The sequence below is a fragment of the Chryseobacterium oranimense genome (genome assembly GCF_900129755.1).
Taxonomy (GTDB): domain Bacteria; phylum Bacteroidota; class Bacteroidia; order Flavobacteriales; family Weeksellaceae; genus Chryseobacterium; species Chryseobacterium oranimense.
The window spans coordinates 1141972-1159281 of record NZ_FQWT01000001.1 but is presented as its reverse complement, the minus strand read 5'-3'; the positions used below and the strand labels follow the sequence as shown (position 1 = coordinate 1159281).

The window sequence follows — 17310 nt, the reverse complement described above, 5'->3', positions numbered from 1 at the left end:
ATTAAATAATTGTAAACCACTATTAATAAAAGATTAATTTAATGTAATGCCTTGATTTTATTTAATGTAGTTCTCTTGTTAGTGATAAAAATCATGTTTAAAACTTATGAAAAAACAATAAAAACTCCCCCAATAAGTTGTTGGGGGAGGCTGTTTTCAGATCAAGTAATGTATGAAAGGATATTTCTATAATCTGATAACACATCGTCAAAATTTATAAAGAGCTGTAATGATAATCTATATTACTCCAAATGATATCATCTCCGGCCTCATTCATGTCAGAGGGACTACCGAAAATACTGTTCCCGAAGATATCCTGATATCCGGTAACCCCGAAAGTGACTTTCTGAGAAATAAACAAAGCATTTACATTTTCTCTCGGCATCTTTTTGATGTATCTTAAAGATCTTTTAAGGGTAAATGAAGCTTCAGTTTTGTTAAAAATTCCAATAAAACTCTTCCCATCGTTTTCATTTACGAATACCGAATCCTTTTCGATTTTCATAGGGTAATTTATCTCTGCGGATGTTCCCGAAACAAGCTTCAGGGAATTATTTTTCAGATCCATGCCGATGCTTTTCCATGTCGGCTCTTTGTAAGTGCTCCAATAAGTATTCAGATAAGATTCCGCAGGATTGGTTTTATGGCCTGAAGGACCCTTGTACAACGAAATATTCTGCACCTTATAATCTTTGTACTGAAACTGGTATACTTGCTTTACTGCAGGATTGGGAGATTCAGCTATACTGTCTTCATTCCCGCTGCATGACAGCATTGGCAAGATTATAAGAGCACATAGAAAAGGGTGTTTCATCAGAAAATTTTTGCAAAAATATATTTTTTACACCATATAGTGAAATATTATTCAATAAAAAATCTGCTAAGCATAATAAACAACTTTAAAGGCGTTTTCATCCACTTTTACATAAAAATAAAAGCTCCCCAGACACAGTGCCTGAAGAGCCTATTGACAAATTAAATTATTTCTTATTTCCCGAAAAACAGCTGGTCCTGCTTCTGCTGCTCATTGTAAATGACCTGAAAACTGTCAGGCATATACTGGTAAAGGAGCTTCCAATGCTGATCTTTAGCATGTTTTTTAAAACTTTCAAGAGATCTTACAAACAGGTTTTCTATGATGGTTCTTACATAAGAGTCCCCGTTTCTGTAAATCCAGTCCATCAGCTTAATGTGATGGGCCACAATATAAATTTTCGATTCCTGAAGCATATCCTTCAGATAATTGATTGTGGCCTGAATAACGCCGGCAAAGTTTTCCTGAACAGACAGCTGTGTGATCTCACTTCGGAGTGGCGGATAGAAAAATTTTAAGTATTCAACGGCTATTTTTTTATTAATAGCCTGCATTTGTACTTTCATCATAATTAATATTTTTCAGTATCTATCTTGCAGCGAAATGTATACCAAAATTTACAGCATGGCTGCAAAAATAAAAACTCCTATAATCACAGCAATGTGAGTAGCCAATATCTCTGTATTGTGCCTGTTCGTCGTTGTTTTAAGCGTTTTCCAGTCGGATGTTCTTCTGATTTTTGTTTTCATAACGTATTGAATTTGAGTCGATTTAATTTTAAGTTAAAATGTACTTTTGTAATGAAACAGATGAATAATGTAATAAAAACCTAGTTCCCATGACTGTAAATCTGTCTGGAATACATCTGTCGTAATTCCTTGGATAGATGGCTGAAAATCATTGTTCTGTATTCCCTGCTGCAGAAAACCGTGAAATTATCCAGGGAATAAACGAAAATTCCTTCTACGGCATTTTTTAAATCGGTATCTCCGTTCGTGTAAATTTTGTCCATTTTTTGAAGACTTTTGAATAAAATATTTCTGTCATTCTGTCGGACCATACTTTTGATCCGCTCTGTGAAATTCCTGATCACACTGTAAGGGTTCTGCTGGGTACTTTTTGTAAGTTCATTTTCAAAGTCAGGAATCACCTCTGTAATTTCCTGAACGGCTTCCGAATAGTTCATAGGTTAATGATTTTGTTCTAAAAATTTGATCATGGCTCCCAAAATGAAAACAGCCCAGAAAGCAATAAGAAGCAGGTGGTAAGGTTTCAGCCACTTTGGAGTTTCAGGTCCTCGGCTTTTTAATCTTCTTAACTTATCAATGCAGTTTAAGGTCTTAAGGTCCATATTGTATGTTTTGAAAATAATGAAGCGAAAGCTGTTCCTATGAGTATGGATTTTATTTAATATGCTTTTATTCAGTAAGTTAATTATTTTTTGGAAAGATAGGGCCTCCTGAAAATCCTGTCAAAATGATAAGGTTTTTCTCAAAATGAATCAGAAATTGAAATTATTTTATTGGGGATTAATAGCTGCCTGTTAAATTGCCGGCTCAATGTATTTCCTTGAAACAACAAAGCTGCCTTATTAGGCAGCTCCATTTGTGTTTTTACCTTCTTACAGGTTCATTGTACCGGCAGAAGCCGGTTTTGTATCAATGCATTTGTGTTTTTGAATTTGAAATAATTTTTTGAAAATATTACTATATGCAAAGATGTACTTTTAGAGTGATTCCAAAAAGGTTTAAAGCAGACAAAAAATGGTAAAAAACGGACATTGCTACCCTTTGTATGAAGTGGGGGTTTCTCCTGTATGTTTTTTAAAATACTTAACAAGATTGGTAGGTTCATTAAAATTCAGGGAATACGCAATCTCTTTTATACTTAATTCTTCAAATAACAAAAGCCGTTTTATTTCAATGATAACTCTGCTGTCGATGAACTCTTTTGCAGATTTCTGAATAGTTGAGCGGGTGATCCTGTTTAATGTTTTAGGAGTAATAGCCATGAGGGAAGCATAAAAATCTACACTCCGGTCCTTTGAAAAAAACGTCTCAAGCAATTGCTTGAAGTGATAATATTGGGACAAATAGTGATTATTGGAAACGACATTGCTGTCTCTCTGTTTTTGGCGTTCCAAATAAATAAGAAAGAGACTGGCCAGTTTCTGTAAGCTTTCTTTTTTGGAAAGTTCATACGATGATGAAAATTCTTGCTGAAGCAGAAACAGAAGCTGCATGATCTTGGAAAATGTTTCTATATCGGGCTTTACCAGGGCATTTGGGAGGGTAATATCAAATATAGATGACTGGTTGAGAAAAGTAAGCTCATTCACCTGCTTATGGAAGAAATATTCCGTAAATATCAGCATGTAGCCTTTGTATTGGGGATTGCTTTCATATTGCTGAATCTGTCCCGGAGCAATAAATAAAACGGTTCCCTTTTCAAGTTTATATTCCTTAAAATCTACAAAATGTCTGCCTTTTCCTTCTGTAATAACCATCACACTAAAGAAATGAATCCTTTCTGTTTTGCCAAAATACGTCCAGGTAGTCAGCCTTTTAAACAAAGCTTCCAGTTCCAGCAGTTCGCAGCCATAAGGCGCCTTCTCCTGATCGAATCTTATATTTTTAATGTTTTTTTTCAAGGCAGCTAATAATTGAACTATAATTTAATAAAAAAGTGAGATATCTATTAAAAAACAATTATTCTACCCATTGTATATTTTGGATAAAAAATATAACTATTTGATATTTAATATTCTTGTTTAGCTACGGAATGTGATGATTTAAAATGGATAACAGGCTGATTCCATTTTTTCATAAATGTTCCGGGATCCTGTAAATACTTTTTGTGTATTTTTTATTTGGGGTTTCAAACATTATCTTTGCAGCTCAAAAATGATAAGATGTTTTCAAAAATAATAGTACACAGAGTAGGAAATAAAATCAACGGAGAATCTTTAACACTGTCTCAGGAAGAGCTGAAGCTGGAAGAAGGAATGGCAGAGCTGCTTGAAGATTATTTTTTAGGCTCTTTTAAATCGGAGGAAACCTTCAATTTTTACAGCGACACCTATCTGGTTAATAATCCGGTTTACAGCTCCGTGTCCGAGATCTTTGAAGATAAGGCAAAATTCGTTTGGGAATCTGAAAATATTGCAAAACATCTTTTTGAAGCCGCTGAAAATCCAAGAGTTCAGGGTGGAGAACTGTTTATTGTTCTGTTTGAAGAAGAAAGCGACCGTCCTGATAAAGTTGATAAGATAGGAATCTTTAAAACAGAAAAAAGAGAATCTTTCCTGAAAATTTCACCTCAGGAAGAAACTTTTGACATTGAAAAAGACCAGGGGATCGGCTTGTCTAAAATTGATAAAGCAGCCTTAATCTATAACAATAACAAAGAGACAGGATATGTACTTTCCGTGGTTGATAACAATAAAAACGGAGATATGTACTACTGGTTCGAGGACTTCCTGAAAGTAAAGCAACGGGACGATGAATATTTCCACACCCAGGAAGCCCTTATGGTTTACAAAGATTATATCACCAAGCAGCTTCCGCAGGAATTTGAGGTTTCAAAAGCAGATCAGGCTGACTTTTTAAATAAATCCATCAATTTCTTCAAAGAAAAGGAAGAATTTAAGCTGGATGATTTTGCCAATGAAGTATTGGGAGATCAGCACGTGATTGAAAGCTTCGTAAACTTCAAGACGGATTATGAGCAGGATATGCAGGTGAATATTGCCGAGGAATTCCCGATCAGTGAAGCAGCTGTAAAGAAAACTCAGCGTCATTTCAAAAGCATTATCAAACTGGACAAAAACTTCCATATCTATATTCACGGTGACAGGCAGAAATTGGAAATGGGAGAGGACGACAAAGGAAAATACTACAGACTTTACTTCGATAAAGAGGTGTAAAAGATATCTCCCGTTCCATAATAATATCATAACTTTATTGCTGATTACAAAATAGCAGTTATGAAATTTATGATCATTTTCTGGGGGATTCTTCTCTTTTTTTTCTGTATTCCTTTTCCGATTTTCATTTATATGGTGAGTGAGGAACTCGCAACAGAACCGAGAAATTCATTAGCGGTGAGCTATGGGTATCTCGGTTTTTCTTTGTTAATATGGGCATATGTGATTATTTTCTTTATCAATAAGCTTTTCATTAAAACTTTTAAAGAGAAGAATACTATTCAGTCCATTTTACAGAACGGAATTCCAAGAGACGCCAATATTATTGATTATAAACTTCTCAAATATATTCCTAAAGAAAACATGAATCTCATTGAGGTTAAATTTTCTTTTCCTAACCTCAGCAATACGGTGATAGAACATAAAATGATGTTTCATGATTCTAAACCTCGCGAAAAAAGATTTGCTATAGGAAACAAAATAAAAGTATTGCTGAATCCTAAGGTATCACAGGAACCCTACTTCATTTTAAGTGATCAGAAAGTCGGATTCAATACTTCCGGAATGATTCTAAGGATCGTATTTCTTGTATTATTGATTTCTTATGTTATCGGCTTATATTTTTATTTCTACAGTCGGGAATCCTTTGATTTCGGTTGGAGGTTTCTGACCTTAATGCACCCGATTATTTTCAGCGGTGTGATGACGATGATTTATGTATTGGTTTTTCAGTTGATTTTCGCAAAGTTTTTCAAAAATAAAAAAGAAGAACGGATCCTCTTTTCAGGAAGAAATGCCGAAGCAAATATTATCAGTGTAAGCCAGACAGGCCTTCTTGTGAATGATCAGCCGGAGATTATGTTTCAGGTAAGTTTTAAAGATTTTAAAGGAACTGAACATATTGCTGTTTACAAAAAAATTGTCAGCCTCCTGAATCTCTCATCTGTTCCTAAATACGGAACCATTGAGATTATGTATGACGAGAATGATCCTAAAAAAATTATAATCCCGAAAGGATTTTAATGATAAAAAATAAAAGGAAGGATTTGTCAATTGACTCATTCTTCCTTTTTACTTTTTCGCCATTTAGCCTTTAGCCCTTTCGCCTAAAGAATAATGCCCTGCTATATTCGTAATTCATTCTTGCGATATTCAATACAGAAATTCCCTGCGGACATTCCACTTCACAGGCTTCCGTATTGGAACAGTGCCCGAATAATTCTTTATCCATCTGGGTAACCATATCAAGGACCCGTTTATTTCTTTCCTCTTTACCTTGCGGAAGAAGAACCATATGAGTGATTTTGGCAGACGTGAATAAAGCAGCACTTCCATTTTTGCAGGTGGCAACGCAGGCTCCGCATCCGATGCAGGCTGCGGAATCAAAAGCTTCTTCAGCGGTCTGATGGGTAACTGCAGTGGCCGTGGCATCAGGAGCCTGGCCTGTGTTGACTGATACGAATCCGCCGGAAGAAATAATTCTGTCAAACGCTGACCGGTCTACTTTAAGGTCCTTCTTAACGGGGAAAGCTTCGGAACGGAAAGGTTCTATCAAAACAGTTTCGCCATCTTTGAAAGATCGTAAATGAAGCTGGCATGTGGTTGTATTTTTTAAAGGACCGTGGGCAATTCCGTTGATCATCATGCCGCACTGTCCACAGATTCCCTCACGGCAGTCGTGATCGAATTCTACAGGCTCATCGCCTTCAGTAATTAGTTTCTCATTTAAAGTATCCAGCATTTCCAGGAAAGACATGTGGGGATTCAGTTCTTTCAGATCATAGCTGACCAGTTTTCCCTCGCTCTGCTTATCTTTCTGTCTCCATATTTTAAGATGTAAATCCATGATATTTTATGTTTGAATTGAGGCAAAGAAAGTAAAGAAAGCTTATGAAGCAAATTCCATATTCGCTGTTTTGCCTTATGCTTCCTTAGCCTTCTTCGCCTTTTGTTATTTATAACTTCTTACCGTAGGCTGCATTTCTTCAAAAACCAGCGGTTCTTTAATCAGTTCAGGTTCTCTGTTTTCTCCTGTCCATGCCCATGCGGAGATAAACTGGTATTCGGTATCATTTCTCAGTGCTTCACCATCCGGAGTTTGGAATTCTTCCCTGAAGTGGGCGCCGCAGGATTCATTCCGGGTTAAGGCGTCGTAACACATCAATTCGCCGATCTCGAAATAATCAGCTACACGGCCTGCTTTTTCAAGTTCCGAATTCATTTGGTCTCCCTGCCCTGAAACCCTGACCTCTCTGTAAAATTCCTGCTTTAATTTCTTGATTTCTCCGATAGCGTATTTCAGGCCTTCTTCGTTCCTGGCCAGCCCGCAGTAATCATACAACAGTTTTCCTAAAGTCTTATGAAAATAGTCAACGGTTTTGGTTCCTTTGATGTTTATAAGTCCCTGAATCTGCTGTTTCACATTATTTTCTGCGGTTTCAAATTCCGGACTTTCAGGTGAGATTTTTCCGGTGTGAATTTCCTCAGCTAAATAGTTGGCAATTGTATAAGGTGCAATGAAGTATCCGTCTACGGAAGCCTGAAGAAGCGAGTTGGCCCCTAATCTGTTGGCTCCGTGATCTGCAAAATTAGCCTCTCCCAAAGCGAAAAGTCCTGGAATGGTAGTCATCAGTTCATAATCTACCCAGAGACCGCCCATTGAAAAGTGGGCAGAAGGGGAGATCATCATCGGTTCGTTATAGGCGTTATATCCTGTGATTTTGAGATACATGTCAAATAAATTCCCGTACTTCTCCTGAATCTTTTCTTTTCCCTGCTCTCTGATCGCTTTGGAAAAATCAAGATAAACCGCATTCTTTAAAGGCCCGATTCCGTAACCGGCATCAATTCTTTCTTTGGCAGCACGGGAAGAAATATCCCTCGGGGCAAGATTTCCAAAAGCGGGGTACCGGCGTTCCAGATAATAATCTCTTTCATCTTCAGGAATTTCATTAGGAGGTCTGGTTTCATCCGCTTTTGAAGGAACCCAGATTCTTCCGTCATTCCGCAATGATTCTGACATCAGGGTTAATTTAGACTGATAATCTCCTGACTGGGGAAGAGAGGTAGGATGTACCTGAATCCAGCTCGGGGAAGCCATTAATGCTCCTTTTTTGTGGGCACGCCATATGGCCGAACCATTACACCCCATTGCCAGGGTAGAGAGATAGTAAATTTTTCCATAACCTCCGGTTGCCAGCACCACTGCATGTGCTGCATGTCTTTCAATTTCTCCGGTGTCAAGATTTCTTACGATAATTCCTCTCGCTTTACCATCGATCATGACGAGATCAAGCATTTCATGCCGGGAATACAGCTGTACGGTTCCTTTACCGACCTGTCTCATCAATGCCTGATATGCGCCCAGAAGCAGCTGCTGTCCTGTCTGTCCTCTTGCATAAAACGTCCGGCTCACCTGGACTCCTCCGAAAGAACGGTTGTTAAGATAACCTCCGTATTCTCGTCCGAAGGGAACTCCCTGCGCTACAGCCTGGTCGATGAGATTTAAAGAACATTCTGCCATACGGTACACATTGGCTTCACGGGCTCTGAAATCTCCGCCTTTTAAAGTATCTGCGAACATTCTGTAGACACTGTCGCCGTCATTTTTATAATTTTTAGCCGCATTCACACCGCCTTGTGCGGCTACAGAATGAGCTCTCCTCGGGCTGTCCTGGAAGCAGAATGATTTTACATTGTAACCCATTTCGCCCAGAGAAGCTGCAACAGAGCTTCCTGCCAGTCCTGTACCCACTACTATAACGTCCAGTTTTTTACGGTTGGCAGGATTAACGAGCCTGGCTTTCTTTTTATAGTTGTCCCATTTCTTTTCCAGCGGACCTTCCGGTATTTTTGAATTTAAGATCATGACTTTTTTGTTTAATTGGCAGTAAAGAATACATAAACAGGCATTAGTGCGAAACCGGCACAGATGACCACTGAATAAACAATTCCGGCAGTTTTGAACCATTGTACAAATTTCGGATGGTATAATCCCAATGTCCTCGTAGCACTGTAGATCCCGTGAATCAGATGATAACATAATGCAACCATTGAAATCACATAAATAATGACATACCACCACTCTTTGAAGACCGTTACTACCAGAGTGTACAGGTCTTTGTTTCCGTTGCTGTCCAGCGGAGGGTTTCCGAACTTGTACACATACCAGAAATTCTGAAAATGGATTACCAGAAAGATCAGGATCAGCGTGCCGAGAATCCCCATATTCCTGGATGACCAGGTACTGGCCCGCCCGCGTCTGTCCGATTGATAATTTCCTCTCGTTTTTTTATTTTTTAAAGTAATAATGAGTCCGTCCAGGGCATGCATAATAATACTTGCATACAGAACATATGAAACCATTTTGATCAGAATATTTCCGGACAGGAAATGCGAATAGGCATTAAACTGAAGTTGGGCCTGCTCCGGCGGAAGAAACAGCTGAAGGTTTCCCAGAAAATGAATCAGCAGGAAAAAACTCAGGAAAAGTCCCGTAAGGCACATCAGCATTTTTCTTGACAAGGTTGACAGCATATTTTTGATTTAATGATTAATAATATCCTAAAACTTTCATCCACAGTCCTCCGATTACCATGTAGATGATCAGCAATACAATTCCTATTTCAAGACCTCTCAGCCACCAGGCTTTCAGTTCGACATATCCGCTTCCGTAGAATACCGGGGCCGGACCATGACCGTAATGGGTAAGTACCCCATAAATTGAACCTAAGAAACCAAGCATCATAGCCAGTAACATTGGTGGAATTCCTAAAGAAACTCCAACTCCAAGCAGGGCTGCATACATGGCCGCCACATGAGCTGTTGCACTTGCAAAAATATAGTGACTGAAAAAGTAAACGACAATAATCACGGGGAAGGCTACCTGCCAGCTTAATCCGCCTATTTTTACCTTGATCAGATCACTGAACCATCCGATGAAGCCAAGTTCATTCAGAGAGCTGGCCATCATCACCAGAACCGCAAACCATACGATGGTATCCCATGCCCCTTTTTCACCTTTAATATCTTCCCATGTGAGCACAGAAGTAAGAAGCAGCATTGTAAGTCCGATAAAAGCTGTTGTAGTTGCATCAATAGACAATGCTCCACCGAATATCCATAATGCTAAAAGGATAAAGAATGCCAATAGCATCAGCCATTCGTTTCTGGAAATAGGTCCCATTTCTTTTAATTTCTGAGCTGCCATTTTTGGCGCATCCCCAGTTTTTTTCAATTCAGGCGGGTAGAGTTTGTATAAAACCAAAGGAACGACAAAGAATGCCACTAACCCCGGAACAAATCCTGCAGCAGCCCAAGACATCCATGTGATATTGATTCCTAAATTGGCTGCAAATTTCTGACACATCGGGTTACTTGCAGTTCCGGTAAGAAACATAGACGAAGCGATGAGGTTCATATAATAGCTGTTCAGGGTAAGAAATGATCCCAGTTTTCTGTGGGTTTCCGGCTTTTCGGGAACCGAATCAAAGCTGATAGCCATAGATTTCATGATGGGATAAATAATTCCGCCTCCTCTTGCTGTGTTGCTGGGAATGGCAGGAGCTAAACAAACATCCGCCAGTCCAAGTCCGTAGGCAAGTCCCAATGAACTTTTCCCGAATATTCTGATAAATAAAAAGGCAATACGGTTGCCCAGCCCGGTTTTGATAAATCCTCTGGCAATAAAAAATGAGATCCCGATGAGCCAGATCACCTTATCCCCGAATCCGGAAAGTGCTTTGGTGATTGATTTTCCTGCATCTCCCGGGGCTACAACCTGGGTAAGGGCTGTAAAAGCAATAGCCATCATACACATGGTACCCATTGGAGCGGCTTTAAGGATAATTCCCAGAATAGTTGCCGCAAAGATGGCAAACAGGTGCCAGGCATTTTCAGCGACGCCTTCCGGAGCTGGAATAAACCATATGATCAGCGCAACGGCAAATGTTATTGCTGTATTGGTAATATTAATTTCTTTCATGTCTATAAATATTTAAGCGTTAAAATCTACTTTGCACCTGAACAATGAATAGATTATTGTTGTATTGTGATGTGTTTTCCACCTGATGTTTGTAACGGTCGAACTGTACGCCTAACTGAATCCTTGCGCCATAATTTTTCAGGAATTCAAGGCCGAACATAGGAGTGATGGTTTGTCTGGGATTGGAATTCAAGCGGAAATTGGTGTCCAGATATTCATACCGGCAAGAGAGCTCGAAAGCGCTGAGGTTTTTATGATTGATCTCGTACCTCAGATTAGGAAGAAAATAAGCGCCCCGGATGAGGTACTGGTCAGGATTGTCAGGTCTCACTTCCGGATCTATGGTATTGTACAATACATGATTGGTTGCCTGTTTGGCTTCCAGCTGCATATCCAGGCTCCATTTCGGGTCAAACTGGATTAATGAGCTCAGGTCAATTCCTACTGCATATACTTTTTTGCTTAAGACTTCGCCAATACCTCCATTTAAGCCTACATTGAAATTGTATTTTTTTGACAGCCCGAAAACCAGTCTTGTAGAATATTGCTTTCCGTTGTCGTTATCATTGATCTGGTTTTTCCCATTTCCATTAACGACTGAAACGGCATACTGAAATGGTATTTCCCCCAACTGAAGCTGCCCTGTAGCAGAAAGCCCGATCTGGAAGCTCGTCCAGCCCAGTTTTCCAAATTCTGTATACTGATTGGACCAGTCCAGAGACTTGATGATGTCTATAGGATAAGTTTCTTCAATACCGAACCATGGTCTGAACTGCCCCACGGTGAAAGCAAGTTTAGGGTTGAATGTGTATTTCAGATAGGCGTTCTCAAGAACCCTGCTTTTAGGATCATTTTTAAAATCGGCAAGATTGGCAAGAGCCACGACTTCCGTTCTCTTACTGATCTGTGCGCGTACCTGGACCCGCATGTATTTAAGCATAAAATTGTTGCTGGTCCCTGATCCGTCTGCGTGATGAAGCCCGTTTACGTCTACATCTTTTGCCATTCCCACGAGATAGCGTGCCTGGAAAAGGCCTTTAATCTGTAGTACAGGATATTTTACATGGTCTTCCTCCTGTGGAGGAGGTGTGGTCTTCAGAGAATCCTGATTTTGTGCATAAGCAGATAACCCGCAGGCTAGCATGCAAAGGATCAGGCTTTTCTTTTTAATTGAAAAAAAGGCCATATCTATTTTTGTTTTTTACTGTGAATATTATTCTAACCACAACTGATTAACCTCCTGTCAAATCTTTGATTTGATACCACTTTGTATGATTTGCATAGCTTCGTATTTAATCATAATCTGTTTGTATTCAGAGTGTTATTTTGATAAGTGTAAGAGTGGTTGTTATGAAATATTTATTTTAATCCTAAGAAAGTGAACGGTACAGATTCTTTGAAATTCGCATTGGATTTCCCGTTGTAAGTATTATTATTACTCAGATCCAGTTTCATTACTTTACCCTTAGAACTAAGATCAAAATCTTTAAGATCCACCCAAAAGGTATTTGGCGTGAAAACCGTTTCAAAATAATATACCAGGTTTTTCTGATCAGAAACAGAACGCCATCTTGTTGACGAAATATTGGGTTCTGTGGCAGAAGTGATTCCGTAAGGAACAGAGCAGTTTCTGATGACGCTGAAAACACTGGCTATTGCTGTACGAGTATCTGCAGTCTGAGGAATTGCATTGATGTAGTAAGAAGCTCGAACGAAGCGGTCTGCAGCTCGGTTTGTTCCCGGAAGCATTACGGTTCCCGGAATCCCTTTCCAGTAATTGTTTAACGCCAGCTGTTCCTCAAAAACAGGAGAGTTGGTCATTACCGTATAAGATGGATCATGATGAATAACCAGTTTTCCGTCAATATATTCAAATACGGCGTTGTCTCCTGAAGCATCCGAAATGGAAAGATGGACGGTTGTAAATCTTTCTGTTCCCGGAATATAATCACTTACAATAACGAATGGCTCTTTTCGTGAGAATTCTACAGCTTCTTTTACTGTAGCAAAATTATCAAGATAGTATTGTGCCCACAATGAAATTGCAATTCCCTTTTTATTTCCTTTACCATCAAATTTTGGGTATTGGGATTCTCCCAGCCAAAGCAGATTGGCCACTAATCCTTTTTCGTTCATACCGTCGGCTGAAGCAATATCCCAGGAAGAACTTATAAGACTTCCATACTTTGCAGTCCATTTCACAGATTTCGGACCTACCAATCCATTGCGGTCTATTCCTTTGGGTAAAACCCATAAGTTACCAGGGATCTCATCACGCCAATCCATAGAACGGGCTGTGATAACGGTATTTTGAGGACCTTTGTAAACTACCCTTGTACATGCTTCTGATGGATTCCATAATCCTACAGAAAGGATAAGGGAAAATAAAATTAATGGGAACTTTTTCATAATAGTATTATTTGAATTTAAATTTTGCATTGAATTTATTGAGAATAATTCAATGAATTTTTGTTATATTCATTATTTGGTGATATAAATTTAATAAATTTTATTTAATTAAAATAATTATTTTAAGTGCCATATAGGATTTATGGGATGAATCATAATTGAAAAATTAAATTTGCATTTTTTATAAATTTTTAGTATATTTTAAATTAAAGCCCTGATTAATATCGAAAACAAATACCTAAAGCCGAAATACAGTTAAATTTATAGGATTACAGTGTTGTAAAGGATTAATGATTTAATACCACAAAACAACATGACGGTAAAAAAATCGTTATATTTGATAGATCAAAGAAATATATGAATTTTGTAGAGTGTCATGAGGAACCCATCCACATTCCTGGGTATATACAAAGTTTTGGTTACCTGATTGGCATTGATGCAGAATCTCATTCCATCACTTTTTTCAGCCGGAATATTGCGGATATATTCAGAATCGAAAATGCGGAACAGCTTTTTGAAAAAAGCCTTATGGACTTTCCTGAGACTTTCCGGTCTGTTATTGAATCCGATCTGTACGCTTCTCTGCCCAGCTTTACAAAAAGAGAAAATGAAACCCATTTTGATAAGATATTTCTTGGCGAAAAAGAGTATCATTTTTCTGTTTTCAGAAGCGGAAAACATATTTTTCTGGAATTTGAAGCGGTGTTGGAAAATCCTAATAAGCGGATTTCCAATAAGTATGATAATTTTTATGTCATAGATAATGAACAGGAGCTGTGGGATCAATTGTTGAGCACACTTTCCAAAATTGTAAATTATGACCGGATGATGGTCTATAAATTCATGATGGACGGTTCAGGAAAGGTGATTGCAGAAAGAAGAGACGGTAATATGGAGAGCTATCTGGGACTTCATTATCCTGAATCTGATATTCCAAGACAGGCGAGGGCACTTTATTTAAAGAAAAGAAAGAGAATATTCAGCAATGTATATGAGGAAACCGTTCCGCTTATGAGCAGGTCTGAAGAAAACATAGATCTTACTTTTGTAGCTTCCCGCGGAATGTCACCTATCCATGGTCAGTACATTAAAAATTCGGGGGCAACTTCAAGCTTCAGCATATCCATTATTATTGATGATCATCTCTGGGGACTGGTTACCTGCCAGAATTCGGAGTTTAAGCATATTGACCTTGAAGACAGGGTACAGGCAGGAATTTTTACGGCTCTGGCCTCCAATGCCTATTCTTCATTCAAGTCTAAAAATGAGTTGAAATACCGTCTGGAGCTGAATGAAAAAGCATCTCAGCTGAAATCGGAGTTTTTAAAACATAATAATCTTTTCGATTCCCTTGCAGATAATAAGGGAAAAATCAGGAAACTGCCTGAATCGGATGGTCTTGCCATTATTTCTGAAGGAAATATAATTACTGTGGGGATCGTTCCGGATTATGATATCATTGACAGCATTGCCCATTGGGCTCTTGAGAACACCTCGGAAAGTATTTTTGTAAGCCGGAGTTTCCTTAAAGATTACGGGCAGGAATTGAAGCTTGATGAAAATGCTGCAGGTATTATTATTTATTTTATCGAAAGGAGTAAGAAAGAAATGCTGATCTGGTTCCGCAAAGAGTTTGATGAGCATATCAACTGGGCAGGAAATCCTGAAAAGAAAGTAGAGGTGTTCGTCCAGAATGGTGAGGAAAAGCAAATGGTTTCGCCAAGGACTTCTTTCCATATTTTTACAGAAAATATCAAAGGAAATTCAAAAAGATGGAATTCCAGAGATATCCATGCGGTGCATGCCATCCGTGATGTGATACTGGAAACTTCCCACAAACAGTATAATGCGATTAAAGCCCTGAATAATGAGCTGAGAAAAGTAAATGAAGAGCTTGACAGTTTTTCATACACAATTTCACATGACCTGGGAACTCCTCTTACGGTGATGAAGCTGAATGCCCAGATGCTGCTTGCCAATTTTGAAAAAACGGAAAAGAATAGAAATAAACTGACCTCCATTGTTGAAGAAATCGACAGTATGGCAGAAATGATGCATGATGTACTGCAGCTGAGCCGTGCCAAACACAGCGAAATAGAACTGGAACGTCTCCAGCCTCTGACTACCATCCAAAAGATATCTGAAAATGCTAAAATTACTTTCGATACTCCAAAAACTGTAATCGTTATTAAGGAATGTCCTGATGTGCTTGCAGATAAAACAATGCTTAATCAGGTTTTTTTGAATGTCATTAATAATGCTGTAAAATATACTTCCCATCAGGATGAACCCCGAGTGGAAATCTGGGGAACTGTGGAAAACGAAACTGTTGTATACAGGATTTCAGACAACGGTATCGGAATTCCCGAGCAGGAAAAGCATAAGATGTTCAAAATCTTTAACAGGATGGATAATGCCAAAACATTTAAAGGAAATGGAGTAGGGTTGTCCATTGTACACCGGATTATGACCCGGATCGGGGGAAATGTGGATTATGAGAGCAATAAAGAGGGAACTTGTTTTATTTTAACGTTTAAAAAACCGTAAATTTGAGAAACTTTAAAACCTTATTGTATGGTATCAGAGTATCTTAAACAAAATACGGCGGAATATCACGATGCTGCGGAGAAACTTTTCAATTCTGAAAAAATTTTTAATAAGACCTTCACGTTAGAAGATTATAAAAAAATGATCAATACCAATTATCTGATGCTTCTTCACAGTGAAGACAAGATATTCAGGAACCTTTCTGATAAATATTCGGAAAAACTTCAGCTGAACGAAAGAAAGAAGCTTTCCCTTATTGAAAAAGATCTTAAAAGTCTTTCCCTGGAAAACCAGCCGGCTTCCCATCACCTTGAATTTGATAATGAGCATGAAGCTTTGGGCGCCATGTACGTGATCGAAGGTTCTACATTAGGTGGAAATGTGATCGCTAAACAGCTTTCTAAAACAGAAGGTTTTGATAATGTAACCTTCAATTTCTTCGGATGCTATCAGGAGAATACAGGTCCTATGTGGAAGAATTTCAAAGAGGTTCTGGATACTGAAGTTACCGAGGAAAACTACAACGAAGTCCTTTCCGGAGCGAAAAAACTATATACGTTTTTATTGAACGTCAATTAATTTTACCGAAGCCTAATTAAATTCCTGAAAAATTGCCCACTTTTTCAGGAATTGTTAAATTTGGGCGTTTCAATTTTTAGACTCAACTAAAAAAATAATTTAAAAAAAGTATACAATATGAAAGTAACTGTAGTAGGTGCAGGCGCTGTAGGAGCAAGCTGTGCAGAATACATCGCAATGAAAAACTTCTGTTCAGAAGTAGTTTTGGTAGACATTAAAGAAGGGTTTGCTGAAGGTAAAGCAATGGATTTGATGCAGACTGCATCTCTTAACGGATTTGATACAAAAATTACCGGAACAACAGGAGATTACAGCAAAACTGCAGGTTCTCACGTAGCAGTAATCACTTCAGGTATCCCGAGAAAACCTGGGATGACAAGAGAAGAGCTGATCGGCATCAATGCAGGAATTGTAAAAGATGTTACTGCCAACCTTGTAAAACATTCTCCGGAAGTGATCATCATTGTGGTTTCCAACCCAATGGATACTATGGCTTATTTGGTACACAAAACTTCAGGTCTTCCTAAGCACAAAATCATCGGAATGGGTGGTGCACTGGATTCTGCAAGATTCAAATACAGATTGGCTGAAGCATTGGAAAGCCCGATTTCTGACGTAGACGGTATGGTAATCGCTGCTCACAGTGACACCGGAATGCTTCCATTATTAAGCAAAGCTACAAGAAACGGTGTTCCTGTAACTGAATTCTTAAGTGATGAGCAACAAAAATATGTAATTGAAGAAACTAAAGTAGGAGGTGCTACATTAACTAAATTATTAGGAACATCTGCCTGGTATGCTCCTGGTGCAGCAGTTTCTGTAATGGTTCAGGCCATCGCTTGCGACCAGAAAAAAATGATCCCTTGCTCTCTGATGCTTGAAGGTGAATACGGACAAAATGATATCTGCCTTGGTGTTCCGGCTATTATCGGAGCAAACGGAGTAGAAAAGATCGTCAACATAACATTAACTGCAGATGAGCAGTTGAAGTTTGCTGAAGCGGCTAATGCAGTAAGAGAAGTAAACGGAGATCTTAAATTTTAATTGATTTAA

Annotated in this window: 17 protein-coding genes; 5 read left to right on the top strand and 12 right to left on the bottom strand. The window is 38.6% G+C overall.

Going from position 1 to position 17310, the window contains the following annotated elements; genetic code table 11:
- Positions 1-214: 214 nt before the first annotated feature.
- The 6 genes from BUB03_RS05355 to BUB03_RS05335 all read right to left on the bottom strand — a co-directional run bounded on the left by BUB03_RS05355 (position 215) and on the right by BUB03_RS05335 (position 3464).
- Positions 215-814, bottom strand: coding sequence for a hypothetical protein (locus tag BUB03_RS05355; RefSeq protein ID WP_139258771.1), 600 nt, complete (start codon positions 812-814; stop codon positions 215-217).
- 173 nt (positions 815-987) lie between these two features.
- Positions 988-1383, bottom strand: coding sequence for a DUF7674 family protein (locus BUB03_RS05350; protein ID WP_040998473.1), 396 nt, complete (start codon positions 1381-1383; stop codon positions 988-990).
- A gap of 48 nt (positions 1384-1431) precedes the next feature.
- A complete protein-coding gene (locus BUB03_RS22180) occupies positions 1432-1563 on the bottom strand; it encodes a hypothetical protein (RefSeq protein WP_262484328.1) in 132 nt (43 codons plus the stop codon).
- Positions 1564-1643: 80 nt separating this feature from the next.
- The gene (locus tag BUB03_RS05345; RefSeq protein ID WP_073060854.1) at positions 1644-2000 is read right to left on the bottom strand and encodes a DUF7674 family protein; all 357 of its coding nucleotides are present in this window, start codon (positions 1998-2000) and stop codon (positions 1644-1646) included.
- Between the two features lie 3 nt (positions 2001-2003).
- The gene (locus BUB03_RS21800; protein WP_175547480.1) at positions 2004-2165 is read right to left on the bottom strand and encodes a hypothetical protein; all 162 of its coding nucleotides are present in this window, start codon (positions 2163-2165) and stop codon (positions 2004-2006) included.
- A gap of 432 nt (positions 2166-2597) precedes the next feature.
- Positions 2598-3464, bottom strand: coding sequence for an AraC family transcriptional regulator (locus BUB03_RS05335; RefSeq protein WP_073060850.1), 867 nt, complete (start codon positions 3462-3464; stop codon positions 2598-2600).
- Positions 3465-3725: 261 nt separating this feature from the next.
- Between BUB03_RS05335 and BUB03_RS05330 the strand changes: the two genes are divergently transcribed.
- Both BUB03_RS05330 and BUB03_RS05325 read left to right on the top strand, forming a co-directional pair.
- Positions 3726-4739, top strand: a complete 1014-nt coding sequence (locus BUB03_RS05330) for a nucleoid-associated protein (protein ID WP_040998481.1) — start codon at positions 3726-3728, stop codon at positions 4737-4739.
- A 60-nt stretch (positions 4740-4799) separates the two neighbouring features.
- Positions 4800-5762, top strand: a complete 963-nt coding sequence (locus tag BUB03_RS05325; protein ID WP_073060847.1) for a hypothetical protein — start codon at positions 4800-4802, stop codon at positions 5760-5762.
- 70 nt (positions 5763-5832) lie between these two features.
- On the opposite strand, the gene BUB03_RS05320 is transcribed toward BUB03_RS05325, so the two are convergent.
- The 6 genes from BUB03_RS05320 to BUB03_RS05295 form a co-directional block, all read right to left on the bottom strand.
- Complete coding sequence (locus BUB03_RS05320; RefSeq protein WP_073060845.1) at positions 5833-6585, bottom strand: succinate dehydrogenase/fumarate reductase iron-sulfur subunit; 753 nt, start codon at positions 6583-6585, stop codon at positions 5833-5835.
- 105 nt (positions 6586-6690) lie between these two features.
- Positions 6691-8607, bottom strand: a complete 1917-nt coding sequence (locus BUB03_RS05315; protein WP_073060842.1) for a fumarate reductase/succinate dehydrogenase flavoprotein subunit — start codon at positions 8605-8607, stop codon at positions 6691-6693.
- Positions 8608-8618: 11 nt separating this feature from the next.
- Positions 8619-9275 (bottom strand): succinate dehydrogenase cytochrome b subunit, encoded by a 657-nt coding sequence (locus BUB03_RS05310; RefSeq protein ID WP_073060839.1) that lies wholly within the window; start codon positions 9273-9275, stop codon positions 8619-8621.
- 16 nt (positions 9276-9291) lie between these two features.
- Positions 9292-10722 carry an anion permease gene (locus BUB03_RS05305; RefSeq protein ID WP_040998492.1) on the bottom strand — a complete coding sequence of 477 codons (1431 nt, stop codon included), beginning with the start codon at positions 10720-10722 and terminating at the stop codon, positions 9292-9294.
- A 19-nt stretch (positions 10723-10741) separates the two neighbouring features.
- Positions 10742-11908, bottom strand: coding sequence for a porin (locus tag BUB03_RS05300; protein ID WP_073060837.1), 1167 nt, complete (start codon positions 11906-11908; stop codon positions 10742-10744).
- 173 nt (positions 11909-12081) lie between these two features.
- On the bottom strand, positions 12082-13131 hold the full coding sequence (locus BUB03_RS05295) for a linear amide C-N hydrolase (RefSeq protein ID WP_073060834.1): 1050 nt from the start codon (positions 13129-13131) through the stop codon (positions 12082-12084).
- A gap of 357 nt (positions 13132-13488) precedes the next feature.
- Here BUB03_RS05295 and BUB03_RS05290 point away from each other — a divergent pair, with 357 nt between their 5' ends.
- The 3 genes from BUB03_RS05290 (at position 13489) to BUB03_RS05280 (ending at position 17301) form a co-directional block, all read left to right on the top strand.
- Positions 13489-15678: an ATP-binding protein gene (locus BUB03_RS05290; RefSeq protein ID WP_073060831.1), complete on the top strand. Its 2190-nt coding sequence runs from the start codon at positions 13489-13491 to the stop codon at positions 15676-15678.
- 27 nt (positions 15679-15705) lie between these two features.
- Complete coding sequence (locus tag BUB03_RS05285; protein WP_073060828.1) at positions 15706-16257, top strand: biliverdin-producing heme oxygenase; 552 nt, start codon at positions 15706-15708, stop codon at positions 16255-16257.
- Between the two features lie 117 nt (positions 16258-16374).
- Positions 16375-17301, top strand: a complete 927-nt coding sequence (locus BUB03_RS05280; protein WP_040998498.1) for a malate dehydrogenase — start codon at positions 16375-16377, stop codon at positions 17299-17301.
- Positions 17302-17310 lie beyond the last annotated feature (9 nt).

Coding starts and splice junctions, on each gene's coding strand:
- BUB03_RS05305 (WP_040998492.1), bottom strand. CDS start 10,722: ATGAAAGAAATTAATATTACCAATACAGCAATAACATTTGCCGTTGCG.
- BUB03_RS05285 (WP_073060828.1), top strand. CDS start 15,706: ATGGTATCAGAGTATCTTAAACAAAATACGGCGGAATATCACGATGCT.
- BUB03_RS05320 (WP_073060845.1), bottom strand. CDS start 6,585: ATGGATTTACATCTTAAAATATGGAGACAGAAAGATAAGCAGAGCGAG.
- BUB03_RS05355 (WP_139258771.1), bottom strand. CDS start 814: ATGAAACACCCTTTTCTATGTGCTCTTATAATCTTGCCAATGCTGTCA.
- BUB03_RS05325 (WP_073060847.1), top strand. CDS start 4,800: ATGAAATTTATGATCATTTTCTGGGGGATTCTTCTCTTTTTTTTCTGT.
- BUB03_RS05315 (WP_073060842.1), bottom strand. CDS start 8,607: ATGATCTTAAATTCAAAAATACCGGAAGGTCCGCTGGAAAAGAAATGG.
- BUB03_RS05280 (WP_040998498.1), top strand. CDS start 16,375: ATGAAAGTAACTGTAGTAGGTGCAGGCGCTGTAGGAGCAAGCTGTGCA.
- BUB03_RS22180 (WP_262484328.1), bottom strand. CDS start 1,563: ATGAAAACAAAAATCAGAAGAACATCCGACTGGAAAACGCTTAAAACA.
- BUB03_RS05330 (WP_040998481.1), top strand. CDS start 3,726: ATGTTTTCAAAAATAATAGTACACAGAGTAGGAAATAAAATCAACGGA.
- BUB03_RS05350 (WP_040998473.1), bottom strand. CDS start 1,383: ATGATGAAAGTACAAATGCAGGCTATTAATAAAAAAATAGCCGTTGAA.
- BUB03_RS05295 (WP_073060834.1), bottom strand. CDS start 13,131: ATGAAAAAGTTCCCATTAATTTTATTTTCCCTTATCCTTTCTGTAGGA.
- BUB03_RS21800 (WP_175547480.1), bottom strand. CDS start 2,165: ATGGACCTTAAGACCTTAAACTGCATTGATAAGTTAAGAAGATTAAAA.
- BUB03_RS05310 (WP_073060839.1), bottom strand. CDS start 9,275: ATGCTGTCAACCTTGTCAAGAAAAATGCTGATGTGCCTTACGGGACTT.
- BUB03_RS05290 (WP_073060831.1), top strand. CDS start 13,489: ATGAATTTTGTAGAGTGTCATGAGGAACCCATCCACATTCCTGGGTAT.
- BUB03_RS05345 (WP_073060854.1), bottom strand. CDS start 2,000: ATGAACTATTCGGAAGCCGTTCAGGAAATTACAGAGGTGATTCCTGAC.
- BUB03_RS05300 (WP_073060837.1), bottom strand. CDS start 11,908: ATGGCCTTTTTTTCAATTAAAAAGAAAAGCCTGATCCTTTGCATGCTA.